Origin of the sequence: Candidatus Rubrimentiphilum sp. (assembly GCA_035710515.1) — a bacterium.
In the GTDB taxonomy this organism is placed as follows: domain Bacteria; phylum Vulcanimicrobiota; class Vulcanimicrobiia; order Vulcanimicrobiales; family Vulcanimicrobiaceae; genus Rubrimentiphilum.
Window position 1 is genome coordinate 147,445 of record DASTDE010000004.1, and the last position, 24,440, is coordinate 171,884.

The window sequence follows — 24,440 nt, forward strand, 5'->3', positions numbered from 1 at the left end:
GCCGCCTTCGAACCGTCCGGGGAGAAGCCCTGGCGGACAGTAGTTCTCGGCGCCGAATAATCCTCGAGTGGACCAAGAGAAACTTGTCAGCGCAATGCGCAGCCTGGAAGAAGAACGGCGTCGTTCAGAGCGCCTGCGCAGCGACTACTCGCGCATTGTGAGCAGCCGCTTTCACGCGTTGCGTATGTTGTGGTTTTCGCTCAAGGCCGTCTTAGGATTCTCCGTCGCGCGCGATCGTTTTGTAGCCTGGAGTCCCGGCATGGCGGTCTCGCTTCCGGATTGGCACGACCAACCTTCCGAGACTCCGGAGCAAGCTGAAAACCGGCTGGCGGCAAGCTGGAATGCGCGCGTTGAACGCCGGCCGCTCAATGCGATCGATCCGCTCGTAACGGTCGTCATTCCGGTATTCAACAAGATAGATGTAACGGTTCGCTGCTTGCGGTCAATTGCCGACACGTGGTTCGAAACTCTGCAGGTCCAAATCGTTGTCGTCGACGACGGATCCACCGATCGGACGTCAGAGGTTCTGGGTTCCTTGCCGGGTTTGGAATACGTTCGGCTGGACGACAACCAAGGATTCGTGCGCGCGTGCAACCGGGGTGCTCAGGCGGCCCGCGGCGCGTACCTTTGCTTTCTCAACAACGACACGGCGGTCCGCAACGGATGGCTGGATTACCTCGTGATGACCGCCGAGAGCGACGAGACAATCGGCGTTGCCGGTTCCAAACTCATCTATCCGAACGGCAAGCTGCAAGAAGCCGGCAGCATCATCTGGCGCGACGGAACCGGCTGGAATTACGGCCGAAATCAAAACGCCGACGATCCCCGCTTCAATTATCTGCGCGATACGGACTACTGCTCCGGCGCGGCTCTGTTAGTCCGGCGCTCGCTCTTCGAGCAGCTCGGCGGCTTCTCCGAAGACTACACGCCTGCATACTACGAAGATGCCGACCTCTGCTTCGGCGTTCGTTCTCTGGGATACCGCGTCGTCTATCAGCCGCGTTCCGAAGTCGTCCACTACGAGGGCCTCACGTCGGGAACGGATCTCGCCGAGGGCACCAAACGTTTTCAAGAAGTCAATCGTCCGAAGTTCCGCGACAAGTGGTCCGGCGCGCTGCAATCGCACTTTGCCGGCGACCCGAAGGCGGCGGCTGTCGCCGCTCGGAAAACTCGCAGCGGACCGACTATTTTGATCGTGGACTCCTACGTCCCAATGTACGACAAGGATGCAGGCTCGAGCCGCTTGATGCAGATTCTGCGCATCCTCTGCAAGGAGCGGTTCAATATCATTTTCTTGCCCGACAACTACGCGCCGCTGCAGCCGTACACGCTCGAATTGCAAGATATGGGGATCGAAGTGCTTTACCACGCCGATGGTGGGCCCTCGATGAAAGAGGCGCTCAATGAAGTCTTGCCCGCCTTGGATTTCGCCTGGATCTGCCGCCCCGAGCTCTTTGGGAAATATGAGCCCGCCATACGACGCAACGCCCGTACTCGGATCCTGTACGACACCATCGACTTGCACTTCATGCGCAAGAAGCGCGAATTCGAGATGAACGGCGGAAACGGCGCCGAGTGGAAAGAGATGGAACGCATCGAACTCGACGCGGCGCGCCGCGCCGACGCCACGATTGTGGTCACGCAAACCGAAGCCGACACTCTGAGACAGCGCGACATCGGGACAGTCTTCGTCGTGCCGACGTTGCACGAGATGGAGCTGAAACGTGAGCGGCGTTTTGCAGAATCGGCGGGACTGCTCTTTATCGGCGGCTACAATCATCCGCCGAACGTTGACGCGGTGTGCTGGCTTCACGACGAGATCATGCCGCTCGTTTGGGCGCGCGATCCGGCCATCATGCTGACACTCCTTGGAAGCAACCCTCCCGATGCGGTTTCGGCGATGGCGTCGCAGCGCGTGCGCGTGCCGGGATTCGTACGCGATGTAAGCCCGTATTTTTTGACAGCCCGGATCTTCGTCGCACCCCTGCGGTTCGGCGCGGGAATGAACGGCAAAGTAGGGCACGCGCTCTCGTTCCGTTTGCCCGTCGTTCTTACGGAGCTGGCCGCGGACGGCTTTGGACTCACCGACAGACGCGACTGTCTGATCGCAAACGACGCCAGGCATTTTGCGAACGCTATCCTTCGCCTCTACAGCGACGAAGATCTCTGGCAAAGACTCTCCGGCGCGTCCGAAACCGTCCTTGCGCCTTTTGGACGTGCAAGCGTTACGCCACAGCTCTTGCGTGTTTTCGATGAAACCGCAGAACATCGCAACTCGTCCAATCAGCCTGCGGCCGCAATCTCTTAGCGGGACAGAAGAGTAACGCATGTTCGCGATAAGAGAGCTTGCTTTTTCTTTGGTGATCCTGCACGCAGTGTGGGCGCTTGCGTATGTGCTCGGCTCCATGGCGCTGGCGCCGTTCGGCGAGGAACGCGACGAAGACGTCACTGCGGGCCGCGCGCTTCTCGATCTCGTCATCTCGTCCGCGTGCGGGCTCGCGGTGCTCGCGCTCGGAGCATTCTTCCTGGCCCTCTTCAGTATTTTTTACGCACCGGCACTCGTGCTCTTGCTGGTGCTCGGCGCGGCCTTCAGCAGCATCCGCCGGCGAGGAGCCTTCACCGCCGCTTTTTGGCGGCAACGCTGGCTTGTTTTACGAAAATCCGTAACGCCGTACACGGTCGCGACATGGGCTCTGGCGATCGGTCTCGGCATCCCGGCGGTGCTGCCCGATTCCTCTTACGACACGCAAGCGTTCCTCTTGCCTCAAGCATTGGATTGGGCCCAAGCGCACGCGCTCAGCGTTGACGCGACGCTGCGATTTCCCTACTACGCTCAGAATTGGGTTCTGCTCCAAGCGTGGTTCTTTGCTTTCAATCTCGGAGACTACACGAATCTGCTCACCTGGCTTTGCACGATCCTGACGGCTCTTGGGATCCAAAGCCTCATTGCCGGTTTCGCTCCGCAGACCGCGCACGACGGATCCCGGCAGGCGCTGTTCGCGCGCCTAACATTTTACGCGGCAGTATTCACGGCGCCGCTCGCATTTCTGCTCTCGCCCATCACGATCCGCTGGGAATGGACCAGCATGCAAGATATCGCTCAAGGCTTCATCTTTCTCGCCTTCATGCTGTGTGCGGTAGCCGCACTGCGCGCGCGGGATTCGTTTCGGCCGCTGGCGGCCGCGATCATCATCGCGGCATTTTTTGCCGGAATAAAGACGTCCCTCATCGCCTTCCTGCCGCTCTACGCTTTGGTTATCGCCGCAATCTGCGTACGTCAGCGTTATGGAGCGCGAACGCTCGCGCTAGCGCTGGCCGCATTGGTCGCGCTTTCGTCGCCGTGGTACATCAGAAGCTTCGTCCTCGACGGAGACCCGCTCGCGCCGGTTCTCAACCTTAAATTTCACGGTGTGGACAAGAAGTTTAGCTCCTACGACCTGGCGGGGATCGACTCCGATCTCCGATTGGCGCAGAGCGTGCGCCCCGCCGACCTTCTGACCGTTCCTTGGCGGATCGCTTTCCAAACGGACACGATCACGTTTCGAGAATACGGCGTTACGCTGGGTTACCTGTTTCTCTACCTGCCTGCGCTCGTGCTCTTGATGTCACTCTACAAAACCGGGAGGCGGTGGCTGGACGCCGAGTCGATACTCATGGCCGCCATCATCGCGAGCGGGATCTTCTATTGGCTGGGAACTTCGTATATGGCTCGCTATTCACTACTCTTCGACTCGGCGTTCATCGCGTTCTACGCTTATCTCGTCTTGAGAATGACCAAACGCCCGCGCTGGGGATTCCTGGCCGCAACCGCCGTATTCATCGCGTTGGCGATTCCGAGCTCGGCCGAGGGATATAACTTTCTCAGCTCGCAGCTCCGGGCATACAACCTGCACTATCGCGACGTCTACACGAGCCGCGAATCTTTCTTGAACGCTCGATACGGAGAGAGTTACCGGAACGAGATCCGGTCGCTCATCGATTTTGAAAAACGGGACGATAGCGCCAAACGCATCTATTCTGTCGGTCTTATGGAGTGGCGGTTTTCATTTCGGAGAGAGGGCATCGCCCTGATCGGGGATTGGGTTGGTCCCGAGCGCTTCAATGACCTTGACGCAATGATCCATCTCGGCCGGTTCAAGGAGTACGCCCGCCGGTTCGGCTTCGATGCGATGATCGTACCGCTGGATACCAAGATCTTATCGCCGCGAACGATCCTGCATCTGGAGGAACAAGCCAGAGCTGCCGGTTTTAAAACGGTACGCCCGCCGGGAAGCACGCACGCGCTGCTGCTACGATCGTGAGCATGCGATCGATCGCGCGCGCCGCCGCGGCGGCAGCCGGCTGCCTCGTCTTGACGTTGGGCGGCTGTTATCACGGTCCGGGCACGGACAATCCGATCCAAAGTCAGGGCGCGCCGCTCCTTCCGTGGGGCGTTCTCGCATCTCCGGCGGAGCGGCGGCAGCCCAGCGCCGGCGGAATCTACCCCAGCATGAGTCACAACACGTGCTGCTCCACCGGCAAAGATCTGACAATCTCGACGCACGCTCCCGCGGGAGCGCGTCATCTGTATCTCGACGTGTATTTCCCCGACTTCAACGCAATGTATGGCTTGCGCCAGCGGCGGCAAACCGTCACCGTGAGTTTTGGGAAGGCGCGCGAATCGGTAAGCGTGGACCAACCCGGGATTCGAGAGCTGAAATTCCGGATACCGAAAGATGCGCTCGTTGCCGGCGGAAAGCTTCGCTTTGCGGTGCACATGAGCTACGCGGTGGTTCCTAAGAATGTCAGCGGCAGCCCCGACTGGCGGCCCTTTTCGATCGTCCTACTCGCAGTGGATACCGGCTAGCTACGCGGGAAGGCGAGCAGTCTTGTTGGCGTACGAGAACCTGACGAGCGCCTCAAAATACTCCGTATACGAAAACGTCGATCCGTCCCAGTTACGGTATGTGGCGCGCGGGTCGTACCACTCGAGTTCGAAATATTCGGCCACTTTCGGATGAACCGGAATGCTGACCGCACCGAGCGGGCCTAGCGGGCCGAAGTATGTTGCCAGCGTCGAGGAGACGTCGGCATCGACGAGCTGCGGATCGATCCGTTCGCAGGCCCGGAGGATCTGAGCGATAAGCTCTTCGAGCAATGGGTTGGTCGGGTGGTTAACCGCCCAGAACAACTGGCGCAGCGCAAAGCGCTCCGCGACCTGCCCGGCCATTTTTATGTCGCACCGCGTGTCGCGCGCGTTGATTCTGGCATATTCCAAAGAACGGAGCCGCTCCAAATCGAGCTTGTAGTCATCCCATCGTTCGAGATAAAACTTAACGATTTCGGCGGGCGGCATGCCTTCGTCGATCTTCGCCACGATAACGCGATCGCCGTACGGAAAACGGCCGAATGGGAAGAGCGGCGGCTCCGGCACGTTGTATGGATTCACGCAATTGAACGGCCAGAGCAGATTGAGATCGAGTGCGGGAAACTTTACCGTAAAACAGTTTGCGGGAAGCAACGCTTGCTGCCGGAATCCGATTGGATCGTGCTGCTCGCACAGCACAGCGCAGGACGAAACGTCGGCCGGCGGTAAATTGCCGCGGCCTTCGACAGGGTGATCGTAACTGCGCGAATAGATGACGCGAAAGCGTTCGGAAACAACAGGGTCCCGCCCGAGGACGGCCGCGACGGCTTCCGCCTGGCAGTCGCCATGAACAATCATGGTTCTTGCCGCGTTCATACGTGCGGCTCTTTGGCGGCGCCGGTGTCACGAAGAAGCTGTGCGAGCTCTCCGAGGTTGTTCAGCGCGTACACGCGGTCCAGCGGCAAATCCAGTCCGAAGGCTTCTTCTACCTTCATGATCAGCACCGCATGTGAGAGCGAATCCCACCCTTCAACGTCCGCGCTTGTCGTCTGCTCGTCGATCAGAGCTCCCTCCGGAACGCGAAACGTGTCGCGCACCACCGCAACAATCTTATCCAAAACCTCCATGCAGATAGATTTCCTTGTTCTTGCTGCGGCTTATTTTTCCGCTCGTCGTCTTTACAAGCTGGCCGCTCTGAAGCGGCACGAAGGCGTGAATAGCCAATCCCAGTTCCTCCAAGATCACCCTGCGAACGTCCTGGCCCATCACCGCAGTGTCCGCTTGCGGCGCGCACTCCGCAAGCACCGACACGACGGTCGCATCCATCCCTTGGTCTTCTACGCCGATGGCTACGCTGCGGCCGGGAATCACCGAGGCGATGCCGTTGACGATGGCTTCGATCTCGTGAGCGTAGTAATTTTGTCCGTTAACGATGATCATGTCGTCGATCCGGCCGGTCACGTAGAGTTCACCCTCGACCACGAATCCGAGATCGCCGCTAGCATACCATTCCCCGTGAAGTTTCTTGCGCGTCTCGTCGGGCAGCCGGTAATATCCCGAAAAAAGAAACGGACTGCTTACGTAGATTTCGCCGACAATGCCGTCCGGCAGCCGGGAGCCGGCCTCCGAACGAATCTCGACGCGCACGCCTTCGACGGGCAGACCGCACGAAATCACGGAGACCGCTCGCGAATCCGCAACGACGCGCGCCGGCCGGTCGAGGGGCGTCTGCGTCACTGCGAAGACGTTTTCCGCCATCGCGTAACAGACGTGCAGGTGTTTGGGAGAAATGCCCGAGGAGCCAAAGCGGGAAACGAAGCGCTCGAACGTCGCCGGTTTGCAAGGTTCCGAGCAATTCACGAAGGCTCGCATTGACGAAAGGTCCCACGTTCGCCCGGGGCGGGCGGTACGAACGATGTGCGAAAACGCGAAATTCGGCAGCCAGCAAAATGTCGTGCGGTAGCGTTCGATCGCGTCCAAGAGCACCGTCGGTCTCATGACCCATTCGAACGGATCGAGCGCGACCAGATGCGTGCCGAGCAGCACCGAACTCATAAAGCATGCCACGAAACCCATATCGTGGTAGAGCGGCAGCCACGAAGCGATGCTGTCGTCCGCTCCAAAACAAAGCGCTTTCGCGTAGGATTCAACCTCGCCGAAAATCGCTTGATGCGTGAGCATGACGCCCTTTTTCAGACTGGTCGTTCCCGAACTGTGCTGCAAGCAGGCGACGCCGGCGGAATCGGCCGCGAACCCCGCCAGATCTTCGTGAGACTTGCCGCCCGCTTCAAGAACTTCGTCGCCGGCTAGCAGCGATTCCAGATCGAATTGCGCCAGGGTCTCGCTTGCGTTCCGGAGATTGGCTTCGTAGGTCACGAGCAGCCGCGGCTCGATCCGCTCGAACAGCGCGCGATGGTCGGCCCAGTACAACTCGGGGCGCTGTTTTGGCGTCGGAAAAGGCATGAACGACGGAATGGCTCCCGCAAGAATCGCACCCAGATAGGAGTAGAATAAATGGGGCGTGTGCTGCAGGATGATAATCACGACGTCGCCGCGGTTGACGCCCAGGCTGCGGTAGCGATTGGCATACGCCAAGCTCCGCTCCATGAGCTCCCCGAACGATATCTTCTCGGTCTTCGCGCCGGCGATAAACGTGCAAAACGGAGAGTCCGGCCGTGCGGTTGCGATCTCTGCCAACCGGGACGCGATCGTTACGGACACGGAACTCTAGCCGAAACCTAATGCATCCCGGTACCGGTGCGGCTCCCACGGGCCCCACCGGCGTTCGAAGATCGCCTTGTTCTTCTGCATCTGCTTCGCTTTTTGTTCGGAGCCCAGAGCATCGAACGATGCGGAGAGGTGGTGATGAACGAAGACGTCGTCGACAATCTCTATGCGAAAGCCCGCCTGCAATGCCCGCCGGCAATAGTCGTCATCCTCGAAGAATCCGAGCCCGAACTCTTCGTCGAGAAACCCGATCGTTTCAAGCACCTCGCGCCGGATCGCAACGCAGAAGAACGCCAAGTTGTGCGTGTCGAACCGCCGGCGCAAATGAAGCCTGACAAACTGGCGAGACACCGCCGCCATTTCAAGCATGCCGGAATATCTGATGTTGATTTTTTGCTCGTTGCCGATGTTGTTCGTCAACGGACCGGTCAGGCCGACCTTGGGATCGATCGTCATCGGCCTGATCAAGTCGCGGACCCATCCCTTGGTCACGTACGTGTCGTTATTGAGCAGGATCACGTACTCGCCGGCGGCGGCGCGCAGGCCCACATTGTTTCCGGCTGCGAACCCGAGATTGCGATCGTTGCGTATGATCGAGACTCGCGAATCTCTGGCCGCCACCTGGTCCAGTTCCTCCAGCGTCTCATCCGTCGAACCGTTGTCGACGACGATGATCTCAAGTTTCGGATAGTCGCTCAACGTCAGAATGGAGTGCAGGCAGTCCTTGGTGAATTGCCAGTTGTTGTACGTCAGGACCACGATTGAGACGGATGGAGTTACCGACTCGATCGCTTCTGCAAACTGTTTGGCGCGGCTCCGCCACGTCTGCTCTTGTGCCCACTCGAACCGCCGCTTTCGAAGTTCCGGCGAATCCTCGGCGAGCGCCTTCTCGATCTGACGCTCAAAATCGCGCTCGTCGCGTGCGATGTAAGCGAGCGGCGTCGCATCGATCACTTCGGGCATCGGCGATGCGACCACCGCTTTGCCCGCCGCCATGTACTCGTAAAGTTTGACCGGGTTCGTACACGTGATCAGATCGTTGACGATGAACGGTATGACGGCGACGTCGAAATTCGCAAGATAGTCCGGAAGCGTGGCATACGGCTGCTCGCCCAACATGCGGACGTTCTCCATGCCCTCGAGCGCTTGCACATTCGCGCGGGTGGCATGACCGATAAGGTGAAAATCCCAGTCCGGCCTCGATCGCGCGCAGCTCGCGATCCAGTCGACAGCAAACCACTCTTGAATCGTGCCGAAATAGCCGATCACCGGCCGCCTGTTTTCTGCCGGAGCCTCAAATCGAGCTGCCTCCGCGAAGAACGCCACGTCGGACGCGTTGCGCACGATGGTCGCCTCCCGCGGTGCAACGTGCGCGGCAAGGGGAGCGGACGCGGCCAAGACGGCGTCCGCATTTTTGGTCAAGTCGCGCTCCAGCTCGACGACCTCTTGCGGAACGTTGTTGAAGCCGCCGATGTAGTCCAGGCAATCGTGGACGATGGTCGCACCCGGGATTCCGGCCGCGGCGTAGTACCAGCTCGGATATTCGACCACGACAACGGGCGCCGCCACGTTGAGCATGATGAGCGCCTCGTCAAGTGATTTCGAAATCTCCGCGACGACCGACGCGCTGAAACCGCCGTAGATGTCCGGCGGGATCGTACCGTTCAGCCGCAGGCGGAGAATGAAAACACCTTGTTCCGGCATTTCCTCGACTCGAAAGCGGCCTCCGTCATCCAGCCGCTCGAATTCGAGCGCGACATAGAACACTCTATCGCCGGCGGCGGCACGCTGCATCGCCAAGTGTTGCGGACGCTGAATACGATAGTGGTAATCGATGATGCCGAGCCAGATGACGTCTCTGCCGCCTCTTGGCTTGATCGTCGCGTCGGGGAACAGCTCTCCGTAACGCTCGATCGCCACGTGTTGCCGCCGCGAGGGAACGCCACCGGATGAAAGCGTTTTCAGCACAGCCATGTGCTCGCCGATAGCGTCGATTTTCTTTTGCAGCGGGGTATCGTCGTGCGTCGCGCTCAAAGCTTTCCTAACGGCGCCTTAACGCCACGAGATGGTGCAGTGCGAGGACGGGCGTCGCCGGCCCGAGGATGCGCTCGGCAAGCTTGAGCGGGCCGGCCGCCGCGTTCGGCAGCAGCTGCCGAAAGTTCAAGCCTCCGGAAAATATGTACCGGAGATAGTTCGGCATGATCTCCGTGTGCGCGATTTCCAGTCCGGGGTTTTCGCTCAAGAAACGCTTGCGGTCGCGAAAGAACACGACGTAACTCAGCGCTTGATTCGCCTTATCCGGATCGCGCTGCTCGCCCGCCCGCCACCCGGGAGCGCGCCGGTCGAACGTTTCTTCGGCAAAGAGATGCGTATAGACCGGCGCGGCGACCGGCCCGAAAAACGGATCGATGAGAATGACGCCGCCGCCCGGCTTCACTACCCGTGCGACTTCCTGGAAAAACCGCGCCGGATCGGCGAAATGGTGAAAGCAGTTGATGCAATAGAGCGTTCGCACACTCTGATCTTCCAAGTCCAGGTGCATAGCATCCAGCACGCGATCGAGGTGGGGCGCCGGAACGACGTCCGACGTCACGATGTCGGGATAATTGTCTTTGAGCGTGCTCGAACCCGAGCCCAATTCCACACGAAGTCCTTCGGTAGCACCGAACAGTTCGGCGTCCAGCGCGCGAATTCGCCGGTAAAACTCCTCAAAGACGCCCCGGATCATGGGCCGGCTCAGCAGGATGCTGCGGTGCACCAAGACGCGCTCAGTGCCGCTATCCATGTCCTTGGGAATTTCAGGGCTTCGCAGTAAGTCCATCAGGGCCATAGTTGGATTACGCGTTTATATGCTGCCCGCCATAAAAACCGGCTGCGATACACGGAATTTTTGCTTCTTCGCAAGTGTACCGCCCGCGCCCCCGACGTCGAGACGCACTTGCGTGACGTCGTTGGGGATCGTTACGGTTCCCTTGAATCTCCCGGGAGCGCCGGAGAAATGAAACTCGACGCCATACGCAACATCGCGGCTGGGCTTCATGACCATGAGCATCGGAGGACTCTTTGAAAAATGCGAAGGGTCAGCCCAAACGGAGAACGTGTATTTTGCGCCCGGCTTAACGGTGATGACTCCGCTATAGATGTCGGCGCCGGTCGGCACACCTGTCCCCGTTAATTCAGCTTCCTTTCCACCCTTGGCTACCGGACGGAGGACGAATCCGCCATCTAAAGTCCAGCCGCCCAGAGTGTCGGAGTCGGTGACGAGATTCTTCGATCCGGCTTTTGAAACGACGGCGGCGGTACGCTGATCCATGCGGGTTGCAAGCCCATATTCCGGCGACGCCGGCTTCGTGTTGCCGGCGCATGCGCTTACACATACGAACAGCGCGAGCGCGCACGAGACTCGGTATTGCACCATACAGCTCGCCTTCGCGGGCTGAAGAATGCTAGCCTCTTATCTCCGGCACCACGGTCGCAATGCTTTCACGGTACGTCCGAAGCGGTTCCGGCACGATCCGCGCGTCCCTTGTGACTTCTTGGAATCGCATAGCCTTCAGCCCCAGCAGCTGATCCCGGCCGATTGGAAAAGCGATATGCAGCCGATCGCCGATCTCGGCACCGAACATTGCAAGCCGGAATGGAATAGCCACGAACCGGATCCGCGTGTTCATCGCGGCTCCGACCGCTTGCCAAAAGACGCGGTACTCAACCGGCGACGGCTCCGCGACGGTAAACGTTCCCGAAACTCTCGCGTTTGCTATTCTTACGATGACGCCCGCCAAGTCGTCATCGAGAACGCTTTGCATCGGTTGCTTGCCGCCGTCAATCAGCGGCAGGACTGCGCGGCGGCGCAGCTGCAGGCACAAGCTTCTAAAGAGGCCGCCGTTTCCGATGACGAGCCCCGGCCGCACGATTGCATCGCCCGGACTGCCGAAGAGTTTCTCCAACTCGCGTTTTTGAACGCCGTATGATGATTCCGCTCCGCTGCCGGCGGCGAAACTCGAGATGAAGATTCGCCGCTCGACGCCGTTACGCCGCGTTACCTCTAGCAGCGAACGCGTTCCGCTCATGTTGGCCGCGGCCGCACGCGCGCTTTCGCCTTTGGCAAGGGCCGCGTGAACGAGTACGTCGGCGCCGGCCCCGAATTCATCGGGCAGAGCCGTCCAGGAAAGATCGTACGGAAGCCACGTCACGCCGGATCGTGCGGCGCCGGGCTTACGGCGCGAACAGTGGAGCACGCGCCATCCTTCGCGCAAGAGCGCGTTCACGACGGCCGAGCCGACAAGTCCGCTAGCGCCGGTGACCAACGCGGTCCCGGGTGAATTCGCCACGTTCAACGTACGCGAGTTTGGGGAGCGGCGCCAAGCTCGGCTGCAACATCTGCAGCTACGCGGCGGGCAGCGGCCATGAGCGTTAGCGTGGGACCTTTTGACGGAAGCCACAGCCAGTTGGCCGAGTCCGCAACGCGAACGTTGCGCGCCGCATGAAGCCGGCCGTCCGGCGCCGTTCCCAGTGCATCCCCTGTGTCGGCTGTAAACCTCAGGCCGCCGGCATAGTGAATGCTCGAACCATTTCCCGGATCGATGGTCGTGAGCGGAATACAGGCAAGTCCGGCAAGTGTGCGCCGCGTCTGCTTTAAGTGGCATCGGACGGCGCGCGACTCGTCAGCACTCAAGGCGTACGACGTTTCCAATATTCCGTCCTCACCGCCGCGGCGCAACGCCATCCATTTTTGCGGCGAAGCGCGTTCGGGATGATGAACGCCAACTATCGTGAGCGCCGTCTCCGTCAAACGCGCTGCCAAGAGTCCCAGTGCCGGATGGAGCGGCAATTCCTTTACCAGTTTGAACAAGAGGAGCGAGCGGTACGAAAAGAACGTTACCACCAGCGTCTCTAAAGGATGATCCGGCGGGGCCAAGACCCCAATCAGTTGTGCGTAACTATGTCTCCGGCTCGCGGCGGGCCGTCCGAGCATCGGCAGGTTGACGCTCGCAATATACTGATAGGAATTGGAGAGCAGCGGAACGCGTTCTTCAAAGCGTTGCAGCGAGCGAAGGACGAGCGTCGTCGTGCCCATGGCGCCGGCAGCCAGAATGAGCCGGTCCGCTTGCAACTCGAACATCGTGCCCGTCGAGAGATCCCGGCAGCTGAGCCGGACGTTATCGCCTTGATCGAAAAAGGCCAGCGCCATCGTGCCGCGCAGATAGCGGAAATTCTCGCGCTCAAGCAATTCGCCGATCGTGTATCGCGGACGGTAAAGCGATCGCGTCTTATCCGAATAGAAATCCATGTCCTCAAAGTCGTTCGGATCGCGTCGAATCCCGTCACGAACGAGCGGTTCGCTGAGCATCGCGAGCGGACTTCGGCCGAGCCGGAAGCCCCGCTCGATCAGTTCCGAGCGCCGCTTTTTGTAGTTTCCGAATATCACCGCAGCGTTCGTGTCCAACGTCTGCGCAGGCTGAACCGGCCGGCAGGCAAGGAACTCGGCCGCGGTATCGTCCTCAAGTGCTCCGCTGATGCCGATGTCGCCGGCAACTCGATCGTAAAAAGCTCGCAGCGGCGTGCCGCCCAGGCCGGCGCGCTCCAGCTCGTAGCCGTTGAACGTATAGCAGCCGGTGCCCCAAGCCGCACCAAGCCCGCCGAGCGCAAAGCTTCGCATCGGAGAAAAATCGTGATTGATCATCGGCGCCAATGCCTCCGCGTCGCGGATTGCAAAGGCTCTCGGCGGCGTCAGCTGCGCGCCGGCGCGCACCGTCGAAATCTCGGTCCGATCGATGTTTCCCACGAAATACCGAAACTGCTGCTCATCGGTGCGGCGAAGATGCTCGAAGGTTCCAGCCGGTATGAGCGAACGAGTCGCCTCGTCGTCGACGCCGACGTCCACCATCGTTACGCTCAATCCGTCTTCAACGGCTTGTTTTGCCGCCTGAGCTCCGCTTGGACCGCTGCCCACGACGATGACGTGTCTCTCACCCACGGCGGACGGCACGTTGTACCAGACGGATCGGCGCCAAAAGAGCGCCTAGAATAGCCACGAGCGTCAACCCGATCGCCGCCACAACCGGACCGGCGGTAACCGGCTCAAACGAAGAATAGCGCGCGGGATCCATCTCGGCTCGAACGAGTGGCACGAGCTCCTCGCCATCGGGACGCAGCGCGGCGATGAGCTTTCCGAGCCTCAACGAGACGGTCTCGCCCTGCGGTCTCCGCGTGCGGGACGCTCGTGCGGCCGCACCTTAAGCTCGTGATACGTGCGTTGGGAAAACTGAACGTCGTACATCAAAGCGTTGAGCAACAGCTGGAAGCCCACGAGGAAGGTTACGGCTGCCAGCATGATGGTTCCCGTAGCGCGAGGGACGTGCGTCACAGTGCCCAGGACCCATTCGTAAACGCCGAACACGATACCGAATGTCGCTAGCAGCGTTCCGAAAAAACAATACAGGCTGGCCAGGTTCACGTCAAAAACGAAATATTGCACCAGCAATCGTCGCAGGGCCAACCGAAAGAGCTGGGGTGGAAACTCAAAAATCACGGGCAGAATCGCGAGAGAGCTCGGCGCCGACGTGTAAATCGTGGGCATTTCCAATTCGAGGATCGGCAGCCGCCTAAGCCCAAGCTCGCAAAGGACCGACATTTCGAAAAAGTACGAATCCGCGAACGATCGCCACGGTAGAACTCTCAGCAATGTTCCGTTGAAAGCCAAGTATCCGTTGGTCGGATCGATAGCGTTCCAATAACCGGAAGCGCACTTCACCAACAGCGAGAGGATGGCGTTTCCAATCAGGCGTGTTTTCGGCATAATATTCATCACGCTCGAATCAAAAAACCGGTTGCCTTTGATGCAGACGAGCGACGGATCTTGGACGAAGAGCTCCCGTATGGTGGCGATGAAAGCCGGATCCATCTGACCGTCGGCGTCCAGCTTGACGATGACATCCGCGCCTTGATCCAAAGCCGCGCCTATGCCGGTCTTCGTGGCCGCGCCGACTCCGCCGTTGCGTTCGCGTATGATGACCTGAACGCGGTCGTCGCCATTATAGGCCTGTTGAACGACGTGTCCCGATCGTTCGGGGCACCCATCGTCAACGACGATGACGACATCGGCTTGCTTCAATGCTGCGCTAACGACTTCCAAGATCGTGCCGGCAGCGCGGTACGCGGGAATAACGCAATACAGCCGCTGCTCGAGTTGATCGGAATCCACCGACAATTCCGATGATGTCTTGAAACGTTCGATCACTGGGAAAACCTCGCTTCGCCGATCGCTCGAAATATCCCGGCACCCCGAAAAGTATCCGAAAATAGATGGAGAATCCCCCGTCTGCGATGTCAATAGAAAAAGGGCCTTGCAAGACCTGGGCCGGCGCCGATCCGGGTGGATTCGGCAGCCTTATCATATGATCGAGCCGCCCGGTACGTACTTTGTCGATCGCGATCAACCTGAGCTGTCCTCCGAAGAAACAGAAATTGTTCGCCGGTTCCACGAGCTGTACTATCGTCGCTGGCTAAAGCAAAACGGCGATACCATCAATTTGAGCTGGTTCGGTTACGAGCTTCTGAAGTGTCCGCTCGACCTGTGGGCGTATCAGGAACTGCTGGTGCGAACCCGTCCGGATTTCGTAGTCGAAACGGGAACGTACCGCGGCGGGAGCGCGCTTTTTTTCGCCACGATTTTCGATCGCCTTGGCCAAGGCCGAGTGATCACCGTGGATATCGAGGCCCGACCCAATCGGCCCGAGCATTCCCGCATTACGTATATCACCGGGTCGAGCGTCGATCCGGCGGTGATCGAGCAGGTGCAACAAGCAGTGGGCGGCCGCCGCGCCATGGTCGCGTTGGACTCCGACCATAGTGCCGGCCACGTCTATGCCGAGATGACCGCCTATAGTCCGCTCGTTCAGGCCGGCGATTATCTCATCGTTGAAGATACGAACGTCAACGGGCACCCGGCCTTTCCGGATTTTGGTCCCGGCCCAATGGAAGCCGTTGACAAATTCCTTTGCGAGAACGATGGGTTCGTCATCGATAGGCGCTGCGAACGATTCTTGATGACATTGTGCCCGAGGGGCTACCTCAAGCGTAAACAAGCATGAAAAGTGAGGCAGGCGCCGGCGCCTTGCCGCGCGAGCTCTATCTCGATCTGCTTGTCAGGATATTGACGAACACGATTTACTGCGATCCATCGATTGGTCCGCCTGGCCTGGCGAACGTCGGACACTTCGAACCGGAGCTTCGCTCTGAAGGGCGCGACTGGCCAAGCGTGGCTCACACGATGGCCGGCGTGAAACGCGTCAACAATCTTCGAAAGCTTGCACAACGCGTCATCGATGAAAAAGTTCCTGGCGCTTTCATTGAAACCGGCGTTTGGCGCGGTGGCTGCTGCATCTTGATGCGCGGCGTACTTGCGGCCAACGCGATCCAAGATCGTAAGGTTTATGCGGCTGATTCATTCGCCGGCCTGCCGCCCCCGAAGCCGCATGCCTTTCCTCACGACGAAGGCTTAGACTTAACTCACTTTCCGCAATTGGCGGTTTCCCTGGACCAGGTGAAGGCCAACTTTTCGCGTTACGGGTTACTCGACGACCAGGTCGTTTTCGTCGAAGGCCTCTTTCAGGACACACTCCCGAAATTGAATGCCGGTCCGCTCGCGCTGATCAGACTCGATGGAGATTTATACGAATCCACATATGTAGCTCTCGAAGCGCTTTACCCAAAACTATCGCCAGGTGGATTCGTCATCGTGGACGACTACGGAGCAATGCCGGCTTGCCGAGCAGCGGTGTCGGATTATCGCACTCTTATGGGAATCGAGGCGCCTATCCAAGAGGTCGATTGGACGGGCGTCTGGTGGCAAAGGCCGTCTTAGCCGCCGAAAACCTCGGAGAAAGACTTGTTGCGTTGATCTCTTTCCGAGACGATCGCCGCGGCGGCCGCCGGCCACTCAATTCCTAGCGCAGGATCGTTCCAGAGCACCGCGCGTTCGCGCTGCGGATCGTATTCCGCGCTCTGCTTGTAAGCGAACACGACGCCGTCGGTCAGCGCCTGAAACCCGTGCAGACATCCGCGCGGAACGTACAGTTGCCGATGATTCTCGTCGCTCAGTTCGAAGGACTGCCACTGCCCGAAGGTCTGCGAACCCGGGCGCGCGTCCACGATCACGTCGAACGCCTTTCCGTAGAGCACCTGGACGAGCTTGCTCATTTCCGGATCGCCGTGAAGTCCGCGAACGACGTTCAGCCGTGAAACCGAAACGTTATCTTGAACGAATGCATCGGTGATGCCGAGCGATTCGTACTTGGAACGGACGTAGGTTTCTTTAAAGAGTCCGCGCCGGTCCGGGAACGCCGCGAGCTCCAGGCAGAGCACTCCGGCGATGCGCGTCACACATTTACCGCCCCGCGCGAGGCCGCGACGAGTTGGCTCGCCCGGAAGAGCGACTCGAACTGCCCGGCGTCCGTCCACCAGCCGCTCAGCACGTCATAGTACAGCTCGCCTTCACGGATGTACGCGTTGTTGATATCCGTGATCTCGAGCTCGCCGCGCGGCGAAGGCTTCAGGCCGCGGCAGAACTCGAAGACGCGCAGATCGTACATGTAGATTCCCGTCACCGCGTAGCGGCTCTTGGGAACGAGCGGCTTCTCTTCGATGCGCACGATTCGCTCGCCGTCGAGCTCCGGGCAGCCGAAGCGCTGTGGATCGTCCACTTCCTTTAAGAGGATGCGCGCGCCCGATCGTTGCTGCTTGAATTCGTTGACGTAAGGCGTGATATCGTCTTCGAGAATGTTGTCGCCGAGAATCACCACGATTCGCTCGCCGTCGGCGAAGTTTTCGCACAAACGCAAGGCGTCTGCGATTCCGCCCTCTCCCTCTTGGTACGTATACGAGATATCTTTGAGGCCGAACGACCGGCCGTTACCGAGGAGCCGGAGAAAATCGCCTGCCGAGTTTCCCCCGGTGACGATCATGATATCCCCGATTCCGGCGCGGCACAGCGTCTCGATGGGATAATAGATCATCGGCTTGTCGTAGATCGGCAGCAGATGCTTGTTGGTTACTTTGGTCAGCGGCCGCAGACGAGTGCCAAGGCCGCCCGCAAGAATGATGCCCTTCATATCTTCACCCAACGATTGGCATATTGCCGGTCGAAATACTCTTTAAACTCGCCCGAACGCAGCGGACGCCACCAGTCCTCATTGGCGCGGTACCACGCAATGGTCGCGCGCAGGCCTTCTTCGAAGGGTACGCGCGGTTGCCAGCCGGCCGCCCGAGCTTTCCCGCAGTCCAGGGCGTAGCGCCGGTCGTGCCCGGCGCGGTCCAGGACGTGCGTCACATGGGTTTCCATCGAGCGCTCGAGCTCGCCGAGAAGAAACTTCGTCATATCGAGATTCGCGCGCGAATTGCCACCGCCCAAATTATAGATGTTTCCGGTCTCGCCGCGTTCGAGGACGTGCAGAATGCCGCGCGCGTGATCCTCGACGTGGATCCAATCGCGTTCTTGCAAACCGTCGCCGTACAGCGGGACCGGTTTGTTGTCGATCAGGTTCGTGATAAACAACGGGATGAGTTTCTCGGGATACTGGTGAGAGCCGTACGTATTCGAGCCGCGCGTGATCAGCACCGGCGCATCGTAGGTGGCATGGTAGGCCAACACTTGCAAATCCGCGGCGGCCTTGCTTGCACTGTACGGACTGCGCGGCCGCAGCGGATCCGTTTCCTTTGAGGCTCCGCGCTCGACGTCTCCATAGACTTCGTCGGTTGAGACTTGCAAATACTTCGCGATGTTGAATTTGCGCACGGCTTCGAGCAGCACGTGCGCGCCGATGACGTCGGTTCGTATGAACGACTCCGGGTTCAATATCGAACGGTCGACGTGCGTCTCGGCGGCAAAGTTCAGGATGGCGTCGACACCGCGCGACACAACTTCCTCGACGGCGCCGGCATCGCAGATGTCACCTTTAACAAAATGATAACGCGGATTGCCTTCAACGTCCGCGCAGTTGGCCGGATTACCCGCATACGTGACGGCGTCGAGATTGGCTACGTCATAGTCCGGGCGTTCCGCCAACACCAGCCGGATGAAATGCGATCCGATGAACCCAAGGCCGCCCGTCACCAAAAGCCGCATGCAACATGCTCCGGAATTGTAAAGAAGTAGCGGGCAACATGCTTGCACGCCAGCTGGGATGGGTCCTTCGGGGCTTCCGGTCAGGGGCGGAAACGACGGGTCCAAAGGCGTAGATGCAACGTATGCCTGGACCGGCCAGAACAAACATTACAAACGGGAACGTCGTTATTCGCGACGTTGACTTGGGCGAGAACGTACGGTATTACAACTTCGTCAATCTGTACGAATGCTCGATCGGCGACGACACGCGTATCGGAACGTTCGTCGAGATTCAGAAGAACGCACGCGTCGGTAAGCGCTGCAAGATTTCGTCGCACACCTTCATCTGCGAAGGCGTCACGATCGCCGACGACGTGTTCATCGGACACGGAGTCATGTTCATCAACGACCGCCGCCCGCGCGCCAGCCGGGACGGCGTCCCGGTCGCAGACGAGTGGGAGCTCGAGGAAACCTCCGTTGAAGCCGGCGCCTCGATCGGCTCCAATGCGACGATTCTGTGCGGCGTGCGCATCGGCCGCGGCGCCATGGTCGGCGCCGGAGCCGTCGTCACGAAGGACGTTCCGCCCAACGCGGTCGTCGCCGGCAATCCGGCCCGCACGCTCGAGGCGTCGTGACCGTTCGCACCTCTACGCGCGTTCCGTTCAGCAACCTCGCCTTGCAGTGGGATCAGATCAAGGACGCCTTGATGCCCGACTTGGAGCGCTTGTTCGAATCGAGTTCTTTCGTGCTCGGGCCCGCCGTTGCAAGCTTCGAAAAAAACTTCTCCGCGTACGTCGGCGCGCGGCATACGATTGGGGCGAACTCCGGAACCTCGGCGCTTCATCTCGCGATGGTCACTGCCGGCATCGGCGCGGGCGACAAAGTGCTCTTACCTTCGCATACATTCGCGGCGACGGCTTGGGCCGTAGTCTACGTCGGCGCGACCCCCGTCCTGTGCGACGTCGAACCACGGACGGGAACGATCGACGTCGCGGACGCGGAACGCCGGATGTCGCCTTCCGTTAAAGCGATCGTTCCGGTGCATCTTTACGGCCAGCCCGCCGACATGCGCGCAGTTTCGGCGTTTGCGCAGAAACATGGACTGATCGTGATCGAAGACGCGGCGCAGGCACACGGCGCCGAATACGGCGGAAAACGGGTGGGAGCGAATGCCAGGTTTGCGTGCTTCAGTTTTTATCCCGGCAAGAATCTGGGTGCGGCCGGCGAGGGCGGCGCCGTGTGCACGAGCGACGACGCCATTGCGGAACGCATTCGTTCGCTGGGAAATCACGGCCAGCGCGAGCGGTACGTGCACGAAGAGGTCGGGTTCAACTACCGCATGGAGGGCATCCAAGGGCTCATCCTCGATCACAAGCTGCGCCGGCTCGACGCCTGGACCGCCGAGCGGAAGCGTATCGCAAAACGCTATCTCGAGGGACTTCGCGAGCTGCCGCTCGAGGTGCCCGAGACTGTCAACGGCGATCACGTCTATCATCTGTTCGTGATCAGGACTCCCCAGCGCGATGCATTGCGCGAGCATCTCGCCGCGAACGGGATCGAAACCGGCTTGCACTATCCGGTGCCGCTGCACCGCCAGCCATGCTTCGCCAACCTCGCGATGGATCGGGACAGCTTCCCGGTCTCCGACAGCTATGCTAATCAATGTCTCTCGCTCCCAATCTTTGCGGGCATGACCGGCGAGCAGATCGATCTCGTGGTTGAGAACGTGCGCGCATTTCTCTCATGACGAAAACCACTGCGAAGCTCCGCTTGCCCGATTTTATTCTCGGCGGCGCGCCTCGAAGCGGCACGCAGTGGCTCTACTCCGTCGCAGTGCGGCACCCCAAGATCGAGATGGCACGACCGTTGGCGCCGGAGCCGAAGTTTTTTCTGCGCGACGATCTCTACCGGCGAGGGCTGGAGTATTACTCGAAGACCTGGTTTGCGTCCATTCCCGCTGACAAGCTCGCCGGCGAAAAAAGCACGAACTATCTCGAAAGTTCTACGGCGGCCGAACGCATCCGCAGTTCGCTTCCGGACGTCCGTCTGGTTTTTGCGCTCCGCAATCCCGTCGATCGCGCCTATTCGAACTTCCTATGGTCGCGCATGAATCTCAAGGAAACCGAGGATTTTGAAAAGGCGCTAGCCCTCGAAGAAACCCGCGAACGAAACATGACCGAAGAGCTGCGCTACGCCCGCCCGCACGCGCTCTTCTCGCGCGGCCTCTACGCCGAGCTGCTGCGGCCGTATTTCGATCGCTTTCCGCGCTCGCAGTTCCTCATTCTGAAGTATGAGGATATCGCAACGAAGCCGGGAGCCGTCGCGGAGTCGCTGCACCGTTTTCTCGGCGTCGCTCCGCGTCCGGAGGACGGCGAAGCTCAGGGCCGGCTCAATTCCGCCAGAAACGGCGAGGACACGCGCATGAATCCGGAGACCCGGCGGATGCTCGCGGAGCGATACGCCGAGCCCAACGCCCGGCTGTATGATCTATTGGGAGCGGATTTCGAGCCGTGGAGCGATGTCCGTCTATAATGAAGAAGCTTCGACGCCACCGGGCATCAATGAGCCGCTAAAGCTCGTCCAAGGTTTCAAGAATGTACTCTTGCTGCTCCGTTGTCAATGCCGGGTGCATCGGCAGCTGGAGCGTCGTACCGGCCGCTTTCTCGGTATGCGGAAGGCTGACGCCGGCGGAGCGGTAGGGCGGCTCCAGATGTGAGGCCATGACGCCGCGCCGCGTGGGAATGCCGTGCTCGAAAAGGTATTCCATCACCGCGTTACGGTCGGCGCAGCCTTCGCGTACGGCGATCTGGTAGGTCTGCCAATTGTGCTCCACGCCCTCGGGCACGTACGGCGCGATGAAGGCCGGGTGATCCCGCAGATAGTCGTTGTACCGTTGCGCAACGCGCGCACGGCGTTCCAGGATCTCGGCGAGTTTGCCGAGCTGCGCATTTCCGATTGCCGCCTGAATATCGGTGATACGAAAGTTGTATCCGATCTCGGGATAGTTCTCGAACACCGTCGGCGGCGCCGTGTGGCGTGCGTACGCAGAAAGCGACATCCCCTGGTGTGCCAAACGGCGCAGCCGCTCCGCCAATTCGTCGTCGTCGGTCGTGATGACGCCACCTTCGGCGGTGGAGATGACCTTGCGCGCGTGCAGGCTGAACACGGTGACGTCGGCGAGCGCGCCAACCGGCCGGCCGCGGTTGCGCGACGCGAACGCGCAAGCCGCGTCTTCGAGTACGTTCAGCCCGCTACGCCGGGCGATAGCGTTGATCTCCTCGACATCGCACGGCAGCCCGATCTGATCGATGGGCATGATGGCCCTGGTGGCAGGCGTGATCTTCCGCTCGACTTCTTGCGGATCGATATTCCACGTCCGGGGATCGACGTCGACGAAGACCGGCGTCGCGCCGGTGTGAGCGATGACGTTGACCGACGCGATGAACGTAAGCGACGGCACGATCACCTCGTCGCCGGGACCGATACCCCAGGCATGTAAAACAAGAAATGCGCCCGTCGTCCACGACGACACGCCGATCGCGTGTTTGGCGCCGCACAGCACGGCGAAGCGTTTTTCGAACTCCGCTAGCCGCGGACCGCCGACGATCCACCCGCTACGGATGGCGTCGGCAGCTGCCGACGCCTCCGCTTCATCCATAAACGGTTTCGTGAACGAAATCCGATCGATTCCGGCGGGAATCATCAGACAGGCAGCTCCCAGTTCTGCGGACGTTCTTCGAGCAATGCCGCCGGGTCGGGGTAACGGCCGCGAAACCACTGCAGATATTTTTGCAAGCCTTGCTCGAAATCGATGTGAGCGCGAAAGTTCAACACCTCGCGTGCGCGCGTCGTATCGGCCTGCAGGGCGATGACGTCACCCGGACGCGGATCGATGTGCTGCGGCACGAGATCGGTCCGGCCGCACGCGCGCAGAACGGCCGCCGCGACCTCGTTTATCGTGATCATGCGGCCGTACGCGAGATTCACAACGCGGCCGAGCAGCGCATCGCATTCGGCAGCAAGAGCGATTCCCGCGGCTGTCTCCGTGACGTATGTGAAATCACGTCCACCCTCGCCGTCGCCGAAGATGATCGGCGGCAAGCCGTTGAGCGCGCGGATGACGAACCGCGGGATCACTTCTGCAAGATCCCCCTGGTCGTGCTCGCGCGGGCCATACGAATTGAAAGGCCGCACGATAACGCTTTGCAAGGCATACGTCTGATGATAGGCTCCTGTGTAGTATTCCCCCGCCAGCTTCGCCGCGCCGTAAACCGTGACCGGAGCGCAAGACGTGTCGTCCTCGTGCAAACGGTCGCCTCCGCAATTTCCGTACACTTCCGAGGACGAGCAGTAGATAAAGCGCCGCACTCCCGCGCGGCGGGCGGCTTCAAGCGTCAGGATCGTCCCGGTCGCGTTCACCTCGTGATTCTCAACCGGCTTTCCGAGCGACCGGCGCACGCATTGCACGGCCAAATGAAAAACGTGCGTAACGCCGCGCATCGCAGCAGTGAGATCGCCTTCTTCTAGGACCGAGCCTTCGACGATTCTCAGGCGTCCGGATTGCTGCGCGAGCTCCAAGTTCTCGCGTTCTCCCGATGAAAAATCATCGAGAACGGTGACGCTGCAGCCGCCGGCCAGGAGCGCATCGGTGAGGTGGCTGCCGATGAATCCGGCGCCGCCCGTAACAAGAACGCTGCTGCCGCGCACGCTCAGCGTTTCAACGAGCCGCTGCCGACGGGCGTACCGACGAACCGGCCCGCGGAGAGTTCGGTCCGAAGATTTGCGTCCAGCACTTTTTGGCTCGCTTCGAGAATGCGCACGACGCGAAGACCGCGCTCGCCGCTCATGATGCTCGGCTCTTGTCCGGCGATGACGCGGGCAAAGTGTTCGACGACGCCGGCCAGCGCCTCGCGGCCGGAAAGCCGCGGAGAGTAGATGTCGCCGATCCGGTAGCCGGGGATGATCACGTCCCGCTGATCTTCGGACTGAAGTTGAATGCCGGAATTAAAAATCTTGACGCGTTCCTCGTTGTTCAGATCGTCCCAGACGATCATCTTGTCCGTGCCGCCAATCGCGATGCGGCGGACTTTAACGGGAGACATCCAGCTGAGATTGAGATGCGCGACCATCTGCGAGGCATAGTGCAGCGTCAAATAGACGATGTCGGGCAAATCCTGATTGACGTGGCAATAGCCGCTGGCTTCGATCTTGATCGGTTCCTCATCAACGAGATGGTCGATGATCGAAAGATCGTGCGGAGCCAAATCCCAGAGCGCATTAACGTCGGGCTGGAACAGACCCAAATTGACGCGCATGGAGTCGTAATAGCAAAGCCGTCCGAGGTCGCCGGCGCGCACCGTTTCGGCGATTCGCTGCACCGCGCCGGCGAACAGAAACGTGTGGTCGACCATGAGTGTTACGCCCTGCTGCTTTGCGAGCTCGACGAGCTGTTCGGCTTGCGCGACCGTGGCGCACATGGGCTTTTCGACCAGAACGTGTTTGCCCGCCAGCATCGCGCGCCGCGCAAAATCAAAGTGGGTGGCAACCGGCGTTGCGATGGCGACCGCGTCTATATCCTCGTCTTCGATGAGATCCGTCGCGGACTGCGCGATCCGGCCCGACGTCATCAGGCGGCTCAGCGCCGCACGCGCCGGCTCGCTGCTGTCGGCGACCGCGGTCACTTCGAAATCGGCGCTGTCGGAAAAATTGCGGAAAAGCCGCGTTCCCCAGTAACCGAATCCGATCAACCCGACCTTCAGCACG

Annotated in this window: 25 protein-coding genes; 9 read left to right on the forward strand and 16 right to left on the reverse strand. The window is 60.2% G+C overall.

Annotated elements, in window-relative coordinates; translation table 11 throughout:
- The first annotated feature begins 67 nt into the window (after window positions 1–67).
- From VFO29_09765 to VFO29_09775, 3 genes are read left to right on the forward strand one after another with little or no spacing between them, the layout of a single operon-like run.
- Entirely contained in the window at window positions 68–2,308 is a 2,241-nt protein-coding gene (locus VFO29_09765) for a glycosyltransferase (GenBank protein HET9393787.1), read from the forward strand.
- A 19-nt stretch (window positions 2,309–2,327) separates the two neighbouring features.
- Window positions 2,328–4,301, forward strand: a complete 1,974-nt coding sequence (locus VFO29_09770; GenBank protein ID HET9393788.1) for a hypothetical protein — start codon at window positions 2,328–2,330, stop codon at window positions 4,299–4,301.
- Window positions 4,302–4,303: 2 nt separating this feature from the next.
- Window positions 4,304–4,846, forward strand: coding sequence for a hypothetical protein (locus VFO29_09775; GenBank protein ID HET9393789.1), 543 nt, complete (start codon window positions 4,304–4,306; stop codon window positions 4,844–4,846).
- Here VFO29_09775 and VFO29_09780 read toward each other — a convergent pair whose 3' ends face one another.
- The 3 genes from VFO29_09780 to VFO29_09790 are packed head-to-tail and all read right to left on the reverse strand — an operon-like array spanning window position 4,847 to window position 7,495.
- Window positions 4,847–5,722: a WcbI family polysaccharide biosynthesis putative acetyltransferase gene (locus VFO29_09780; protein ID HET9393790.1), complete on the reverse strand. Its 876-nt coding sequence runs from the start codon at window positions 5,720–5,722 to the stop codon at window positions 4,847–4,849.
- Window positions 5,719–5,973 (reverse strand): acyl carrier protein, encoded by a 255-nt coding sequence (locus VFO29_09785; GenBank protein HET9393791.1) that lies wholly within the window; start codon window positions 5,971–5,973, stop codon window positions 5,719–5,721. Before VFO29_09785 ends, VFO29_09780 begins: the two co-directional genes overlap by 4 nt.
- On the reverse strand, window positions 5,957–7,495 hold the full coding sequence (locus tag VFO29_09790) for an AMP-binding protein (GenBank protein ID HET9393792.1): 1,539 nt from the start codon (window positions 7,493–7,495) through the stop codon (window positions 5,957–5,959). Before VFO29_09790 ends, VFO29_09785 begins: the two co-directional genes overlap by 17 nt.
- Between VFO29_09790 and VFO29_09795 the strand changes: the two genes are divergently transcribed.
- Window positions 7,452–7,577 (forward strand): hypothetical protein, encoded by a 126-nt coding sequence (locus tag VFO29_09795; GenBank protein ID HET9393793.1) that lies wholly within the window; start codon window positions 7,452–7,454, stop codon window positions 7,575–7,577. The genes VFO29_09790 and VFO29_09795 overlap by 44 nt on opposite strands.
- Here VFO29_09795 and VFO29_09800 read toward each other — a convergent pair.
- From VFO29_09800 to VFO29_09830, 7 genes are read right to left on the reverse strand one after another with little or no spacing between them, the layout of a single operon-like run.
- A complete protein-coding gene (locus tag VFO29_09800; GenBank protein ID HET9393794.1) occupies window positions 7,574–9,607 on the reverse strand; it encodes a glycosyltransferase in 2,034 nt (677 codons plus the stop codon). The two genes, VFO29_09795 and VFO29_09800, sit on opposite strands and share 4 nt — an antisense overlap.
- Window positions 9,608–9,614: 7 nt before the next feature.
- A complete protein-coding gene (locus VFO29_09805) occupies window positions 9,615–10,358 on the reverse strand; it encodes a class I SAM-dependent methyltransferase (GenBank protein HET9393795.1) in 744 nt (247 codons plus the stop codon).
- A gap of 60 nt (window positions 10,359–10,418) precedes the next feature.
- On the reverse strand, window positions 10,419–10,991 hold the full coding sequence (locus VFO29_09810) for a hypothetical protein (GenBank protein ID HET9393796.1): 573 nt from the start codon (window positions 10,989–10,991) through the stop codon (window positions 10,419–10,421).
- A 28-nt stretch (window positions 10,992–11,019) separates the two neighbouring features.
- Window positions 11,020–11,904 carry an NAD(P)-dependent oxidoreductase gene (locus VFO29_09815; protein ID HET9393797.1) on the reverse strand — a complete coding sequence of 295 codons (885 nt, stop codon included), beginning with the start codon at window positions 11,902–11,904 and terminating at the stop codon, window positions 11,020–11,022.
- A 2-nt stretch (window positions 11,905–11,906) separates the two neighbouring features.
- Entirely contained in the window at window positions 11,907–13,550 is a 1,644-nt protein-coding gene (locus VFO29_09820) for a hypothetical protein (GenBank protein ID HET9393798.1), read from the reverse strand.
- Window positions 13,543–13,755 carry a hypothetical protein gene (locus VFO29_09825; protein HET9393799.1) on the reverse strand — a complete coding sequence of 71 codons (213 nt, stop codon included), beginning with the start codon at window positions 13,753–13,755 and terminating at the stop codon, window positions 13,543–13,545. The genes VFO29_09820 and VFO29_09825 overlap by 8 nt, the downstream gene beginning before the upstream one ends.
- Window positions 13,752–14,813: a glycosyltransferase family 2 protein gene (locus VFO29_09830; GenBank protein HET9393800.1), complete on the reverse strand. Its 1,062-nt coding sequence runs from the start codon at window positions 14,811–14,813 to the stop codon at window positions 13,752–13,754. Before VFO29_09830 ends, VFO29_09825 begins: the two co-directional genes overlap by 4 nt.
- Before the next feature lie 157 nt (window positions 14,814–14,970).
- On the opposite strand from VFO29_09830, the gene VFO29_09835 reads away from it, so the two are divergent.
- Together VFO29_09835 and VFO29_09840 are read left to right on the forward strand one after the other, a co-directional pair.
- Window positions 14,971–15,666: a CmcI family methyltransferase gene (locus tag VFO29_09835; GenBank protein ID HET9393801.1), complete on the forward strand. Its 696-nt coding sequence runs from the start codon at window positions 14,971–14,973 to the stop codon at window positions 15,664–15,666.
- Window positions 15,663–16,439 carry a TylF/MycF/NovP-related O-methyltransferase gene (locus tag VFO29_09840; protein ID HET9393802.1) on the forward strand — a complete coding sequence of 259 codons (777 nt, stop codon included), beginning with the start codon at window positions 15,663–15,665 and terminating at the stop codon, window positions 16,437–16,439. The genes VFO29_09835 and VFO29_09840 overlap by 4 nt, the downstream gene beginning before the upstream one ends.
- On the opposite strand, the gene rfbC is transcribed toward VFO29_09840, so the two are convergent.
- The 3 genes from rfbC to rfbB are packed head-to-tail and all read right to left on the reverse strand — an operon-like array spanning window position 16,436 to window position 18,698.
- On the reverse strand, window positions 16,436–16,957 hold the full coding sequence (gene rfbC / locus VFO29_09845; protein ID HET9393803.1) for a dTDP-4-dehydrorhamnose 3,5-epimerase: 522 nt from the start codon (window positions 16,955–16,957) through the stop codon (window positions 16,436–16,438). The two genes, VFO29_09840 and rfbC, sit on opposite strands and share 4 nt — an antisense overlap.
- Window positions 16,954–17,685 (reverse strand): sugar phosphate nucleotidyltransferase, encoded by a 732-nt coding sequence (locus VFO29_09850; GenBank protein HET9393804.1) that lies wholly within the window; start codon window positions 17,683–17,685, stop codon window positions 16,954–16,956. The genes rfbC and VFO29_09850 overlap by 4 nt, the downstream gene beginning before the upstream one ends.
- The gene (gene rfbB / locus VFO29_09855) at window positions 17,682–18,698 is read right to left on the reverse strand and encodes a dTDP-glucose 4,6-dehydratase (GenBank protein ID HET9393805.1); all 1,017 of its coding nucleotides are present in this window, start codon (window positions 18,696–18,698) and stop codon (window positions 17,682–17,684) included. The genes VFO29_09850 and rfbB overlap by 4 nt, the downstream gene beginning before the upstream one ends.
- Before the next feature lie 113 nt (window positions 18,699–18,811).
- On the opposite strand from rfbB, the gene VFO29_09860 reads away from it, so the two are divergent.
- The 3 genes from VFO29_09860 to VFO29_09870 are packed head-to-tail and all read left to right on the forward strand — an operon-like array spanning window position 18,812 to window position 21,209.
- The gene (locus VFO29_09860; protein HET9393806.1) at window positions 18,812–19,312 is read left to right on the forward strand and encodes an acyltransferase; all 501 of its coding nucleotides are present in this window, start codon (window positions 18,812–18,814) and stop codon (window positions 19,310–19,312) included.
- Window positions 19,309–20,424, forward strand: a complete 1,116-nt coding sequence (locus tag VFO29_09865; protein HET9393807.1) for a DegT/DnrJ/EryC1/StrS family aminotransferase — start codon at window positions 19,309–19,311, stop codon at window positions 20,422–20,424. The genes VFO29_09860 and VFO29_09865 overlap by 4 nt, the downstream gene beginning before the upstream one ends.
- A 23-nt stretch (window positions 20,425–20,447) precedes the next feature.
- Window positions 20,448–21,209, forward strand: a complete 762-nt coding sequence (locus tag VFO29_09870; GenBank protein HET9393808.1) for a sulfotransferase — start codon at window positions 20,448–20,450, stop codon at window positions 21,207–21,209.
- Window positions 21,210–21,246: 37 nt separating this feature from the next.
- Here VFO29_09870 and VFO29_09875 read toward each other — a convergent pair whose 3' ends face one another.
- Genes VFO29_09875 through VFO29_09885 form a run of 3 tightly spaced genes read right to left on the reverse strand, consistent with a single transcriptional unit; the run spans window position 21,247 to window position 24,439 of the window.
- A complete protein-coding gene (locus tag VFO29_09875; protein HET9393809.1) occupies window positions 21,247–22,380 on the reverse strand; it encodes a DegT/DnrJ/EryC1/StrS family aminotransferase in 1,134 nt (377 codons plus the stop codon).
- The gene (locus VFO29_09880; protein ID HET9393810.1) at window positions 22,380–23,384 is read right to left on the reverse strand and encodes an NAD-dependent epimerase/dehydratase family protein; all 1,005 of its coding nucleotides are present in this window, start codon (window positions 23,382–23,384) and stop codon (window positions 22,380–22,382) included. The genes VFO29_09875 and VFO29_09880 overlap by 1 nt, the downstream gene beginning before the upstream one ends.
- 2 nt (window positions 23,385–23,386) lie before the next feature.
- A complete protein-coding gene (locus VFO29_09885; GenBank protein HET9393811.1) occupies window positions 23,387–24,439 on the reverse strand; it encodes a Gfo/Idh/MocA family oxidoreductase in 1,053 nt (350 codons plus the stop codon).
- Between the last annotated feature and the right edge of the window lies 1 nt (window position 24,440).

Excerpts from the sequence above, each read along its gene's own strand:
- VFO29_09810 (HET9393796.1), bottom strand. The coding sequence starts at position 10,991 with ATGGTGCAATACCGAGTCTCGTGCGCGCTCGCGCTGTTCGTATGTGTA.
- VFO29_09860 (HET9393806.1), top strand. The coding sequence starts at position 18,812 with ATGCAACGTATGCCTGGACCGGCCAGAACAAACATTACAAACGGGAAC.
- VFO29_09785 (HET9393791.1), bottom strand. The coding sequence starts at position 5,973 with ATGGAGGTTTTGGATAAGATTGTTGCGGTGGTGCGCGACACGTTTCGC.
- VFO29_09875 (HET9393809.1), bottom strand. The coding sequence starts at position 22,380 with ATGATTCCCGCCGGAATCGATCGGATTTCGTTCACGAAACCGTTTATG.
- VFO29_09770 (HET9393788.1), top strand. The coding sequence starts at position 2,328 with ATGTTCGCGATAAGAGAGCTTGCTTTTTCTTTGGTGATCCTGCACGCA.
- VFO29_09850 (HET9393804.1), bottom strand. The coding sequence starts at position 17,685 with ATGAAGGGCATCATTCTTGCGGGCGGCCTTGGCACTCGTCTGCGGCCG.
- VFO29_09805 (HET9393795.1), bottom strand. The coding sequence starts at position 10,358 with ATGGATAGCGGCACTGAGCGCGTCTTGGTGCACCGCAGCATCCTGCTG.
- VFO29_09775 (HET9393789.1), top strand. The coding sequence starts at position 4,304 with ATGCGATCGATCGCGCGCGCCGCCGCGGCGGCAGCCGGCTGCCTCGTC.
- VFO29_09840 (HET9393802.1), top strand. The coding sequence starts at position 15,663 with ATGAAAAGTGAGGCAGGCGCCGGCGCCTTGCCGCGCGAGCTCTATCTC.
- rfbB (HET9393805.1), bottom strand. The coding sequence starts at position 18,698 with ATGCGGCTTTTGGTGACGGGCGGCCTTGGGTTCATCGGATCGCATTTC.
- VFO29_09795 (HET9393793.1), top strand. The coding sequence starts at position 7,452 with ATGAGCTCCCCGAACGATATCTTCTCGGTCTTCGCGCCGGCGATAAAC.
- VFO29_09780 (HET9393790.1), bottom strand. The coding sequence starts at position 5,722 with ATGAACGCGGCAAGAACCATGATTGTTCATGGCGACTGCCAGGCGGAA.
- VFO29_09835 (HET9393801.1), top strand. The coding sequence starts at position 14,971 with ATGATCGAGCCGCCCGGTACGTACTTTGTCGATCGCGATCAACCTGAG.